Genomic DNA, 3,590 nt, shown 5'->3' with positions numbered 1-3,590 from the left:
AGCGTAGGCTCGGCGGAGGGCCGCTCCGCCGGCGTGGCGGCCCGCACCCCTTCGACCGTTAGGACCCCACCCACCGTGACTGCTCTGACACTAAGCGCCTCCTCCGCCGCAGCGCTGCGCGCGGATGCTGTCGTCGTAGGCGTGACCAAAGGCCCAAAAGGCCCGCGCCTGGCGGCGGGAGCGGACGCCGTGGACGACGCGTTCGGCGGCAAGCTGGCCGCCGTACTTGAGACCCTGGGCGCGTCCGGCGCCGAGGGAGAGTCGACCAAGGTGCCCGCGCCCGATGGCGTGAAGGCTCCCGTGGTGCTCGCGGTCGGCCTCGGCGAACCCGCCGGGAAGCACGACCCGTACGACGCGGAGGCCCTGCGCAAGGCCGCGGGCGTCGCCGCCCGCACCCTGGCCGGTGCCAAGAAGGCCGCCTTCGCGCTGCCGACCGCCACCGCCGCCGACGTGGAGGCCGTCGCGACCGGTGCGCTGCTGGGCGCGTACGCCTTCACCGCGTACCGGTCCGACGACAAGAAGGACGCGCGCGGCCCGCTCGGCGAGGTCACCGTGGTCGGTGCGAAGCCGCGCGACAAGGAGCACAAGGCCGCCGCCGCGCGGGCCGTCGCGGTCGCCGCGGAGGTCAACCGGGCCCGCGACCTGATCAACACCCCGCCGAACGACCTGAACCCGAAGGCGTTCGCCGCGGCCGTCCAGGAGGCGGGCAAGGAGTTCGGCCTGAAGGTCGAGGTGCTGGACGAGAAGGCGCTCGCCAAGGGCGGCTACGGCGGCATCCTCGGCGTCGGCCAGGGCGCGGCGACGCCGCCCCGGCTGGTCAAGGTCGCGTACACGCACCCCGACGCGACCCGCTCGCTCGCCTTCGTCGGCAAGGGCATCACCTACGACTCGGGCGGCATCTCGCTGAAGCCCCCGGGGCACAACGAGACGATGAAGTGCGACATGAGCGGCGCGGCCGCCGTGTTCGGCGCGGTGGTGGCGACCGCGAAGCTCGGCCTCGCGGTCAACGTGACCGGCTGGCTGGCGCTGGCCGAGAACATGCCCGGCGGCAACGCGATCCGCCCCGGCGACGTGCTGAAGATGTACAGCGGCAAGACCGTCGAGGTGCTCAACACCGACGCCGAGGGCCGCCTGGTGCTGGCCGACGCGCTGGCCCGCGCCTCCGAGGAGTCGCCCGACGCGATCGTGGACGTGGCGACGCTGACCGGGGCGATGGTGCTCGCGCTCGGTGACGGCCGGTTCGGGATCATGGCCAACGACGACGAGTTCCGCGCCGCCGTGCACGCCGTGGCACTCGCGGAGGGCGAGGACGCCTGGCCGATGCCGCTGCCGCAGCAGCTCCGCAAGACCTTCGACTCGCCGATCGCGGACCTCGCGAACATGGGGGTGCGGATGGGCGGCGGCCTGATCGCCGGACTGTTCCTGCGGGAGTTCGTCGGCGAGGGCATCACCTGGGCGCACCTGGACATCGCCGGCCCCGCCTTCCACGAGGGCACGCCGTTCGGCTACACCCCCAAGGGCGGCACCGGCAGCGCCGTCCGCACCCTGGTCGGTCTCGCCCGCGGTGCCGCCGAGGGCGACCTCTTCTGACGGGTCCCGCCCGGCGGCAAAGTAGGAAAAGCAGGTGAGATGCGTCACGTACGGCCCTGGGTGAGGTACCCGGGGCCGTACCTGCTACGTCACACCGCCCGGCCCGATGCCTCACCGCCCGCCAACAAGTGCGAAGATGTGGGTCGGCACGACAGGGCCCCCTTTGAGACAAAGCGGCCGAACCAAAGCCGCCGTCCGGTCTAGGTGGACCGGCTCCGGCGAACCCATGCATGGAGGACGTGACGTGGCGAACGACGCCAGCACTGTTTTCGACCTAGTGATCCTCGGCGGTGGCAGTGGCGGTTACGCGGCTGCCCTGCGTGCCGCACAGCTTGGACTCGACGTCGCCCTGATCGAGAAGAACAAGCTCGGGGGCACCTGTCTGCACCAGGGCTGCATCCCCACCAAGGCGCTGCTGCACGCCGGTGAGATCGCCGACCAGGCTCGCGAGAGCGAGCAGTTCGGTGTGCGGGCCACCTTCGAGGGCATCGACATCGCGGCCGTCCACAAGTACAAGGACGACGTGATCTCCGGCCTCTACAAGGGCCTGCAGGGCCTGGTGGCCTCGCGCAAGGTGACATACATCGAGGGTGAGGGCCGGCTCTCCTCCCCCACCTCCGTCGATGTGAACGGGCAGCGCATCCAGGGCCGGCACATCGTGCTGGCGACCGGGTCCGTACCGCGCTCGCTGCCGGGCCTGACCATCGACGGCAACCGGATCATCTCCTCCGACCACGCCCTGGTCCTGGACCGGGTGCCGCAGTCGGCGATCATCCTGGGCGGCGGCGTGATCGGCGTCGAGTTCGCCTCGGCGTGGAAGTCCTTCGGCACCGACGTGACGATCGTCGAGGGCCTGCCCCACCTGGTGCCGGTCGAGGACGAGAACAGCTCGAAGCTGCTGGAGCGGGCCTTCCGCAAGCGCGGCATCAAGTTCAACCTGGGCACCTTCTTCCAGGGCGCCGAGTACACCGACAACGGCGTCAAGGTCACCCTGGCCGACGGCAAGACCTTCGAGGCGGAGGTGCTGCTGGTCGCGATCGGCCGCGGCCCGGTCTCGCAGAGCCTCGGCTACGAGGAGCAGGGCGTCGCCATGGACCGCGGCTACGTCCTGGTCGACGAGTACATGCGCACCAACGTGCCGACGATCTCCGCGGTGGGCGACCTGGTGCCCACCTTGCAGCTCGCGCACGTCGGCTTCGCCGAGGGCATCCTCGTCGCCGAGCGGGTGGCCGGCCTCAAGCCCGTGCCGATCGACTACGACGGTGTGCCGCGGGTGACGTACTGCCACCCCGAGGTCGCCTCGATGGGCATCAGCGAGGCGAAGGCCAAGGAGGTGTACGGCGCGGACAAGGTCGTCACGCTCAAGTACAACCTGGCCGGGAACGGCAAGAGCAAGATCCTCAAGACCGCGGGCGAGGTCAAGCTCGTCCAGGTGCGCGACGGCGCCGTCGTGGGCATCCACATGGTCGGCGACCGGATGGGCGAGCAGGTCGGCGAGGCGCAGCTCATCTACAACTGGGAGGCGCTGCCCGCCGAGGTCGCGCAGCTCATCCACGCCCACCCGACGCAGAGCGAGGCTCTCGGCGAGGCCCACCTGGCACTCGCCGGCAAGCCGCTGCACTCGCACGACTGACCCTCGAACACGCCACCCATCCGCACAGATCGTTAGGAGCAACCGCAACCATGGCGGTTTCCGTAACCCTGCCGGCGCTCGGCGAGAGCGTGACCGAGGGCACCGTCACCCGCTGGCTGAAGGCCGAGGGCGAGCGCGTCGAGGCCGACGAGCCACTGCTCGAGGTCTCGACCGACAAGGTCGACACCGAGATCCCCTCTCCCGCGTCCGGCGTCCTGGCGTCCATCAAGGTCGCCGAGGACGAGACGGTCGAGGTCGGCGCCGAACTGGCCGTGATCGACGACGGCTCGGGCGCCCCCGTGGCGCCCGCGGCCCCCGCGGCTCAGCCGCAACCCACCCCGGAACCGGCGCCCGCGCCGGCCCCGGT

General features: G+C 71.2%; 3 protein-coding genes. All 3 read left to right on the top strand.

Going from position 1 to position 3,590, the window contains the following annotated elements; genetic code table 11:
• Positions 1–75 precede the first annotated feature (75 nt).
• Positions 76–1,590: a leucyl aminopeptidase gene (locus tag AC13HU_RS34160; RefSeq protein ID WP_483045877.1), complete on the top strand. Its 1,515-nt coding sequence runs from the start codon at positions 76–78 to the stop codon at positions 1,588–1,590.
• A gap of 244 nt (positions 1,591–1,834) precedes the next feature.
• Positions 1,835–3,223: a dihydrolipoyl dehydrogenase gene (lpdA, locus tag AC13HU_RS34155; protein ID WP_483045876.1), complete on the top strand. Its 1,389-nt coding sequence runs from the start codon at positions 1,835–1,837 to the stop codon at positions 3,221–3,223.
• A 50-nt stretch (positions 3,224–3,273) separates the two neighbouring features.
• Positions 3,274–3,590, top strand: a 317-nt coding sequence (locus tag AC13HU_RS34150; RefSeq protein ID WP_483045875.1) for a biotin/lipoyl-containing protein, incomplete at its 3' end; no start/stop codon positions are given.

It is taken from the genome of Streptomyces sp. NH27 (genome assembly GCF_056859195.1).
This window is presented reverse-complemented; position numbering and strand designations above follow the sequence as displayed.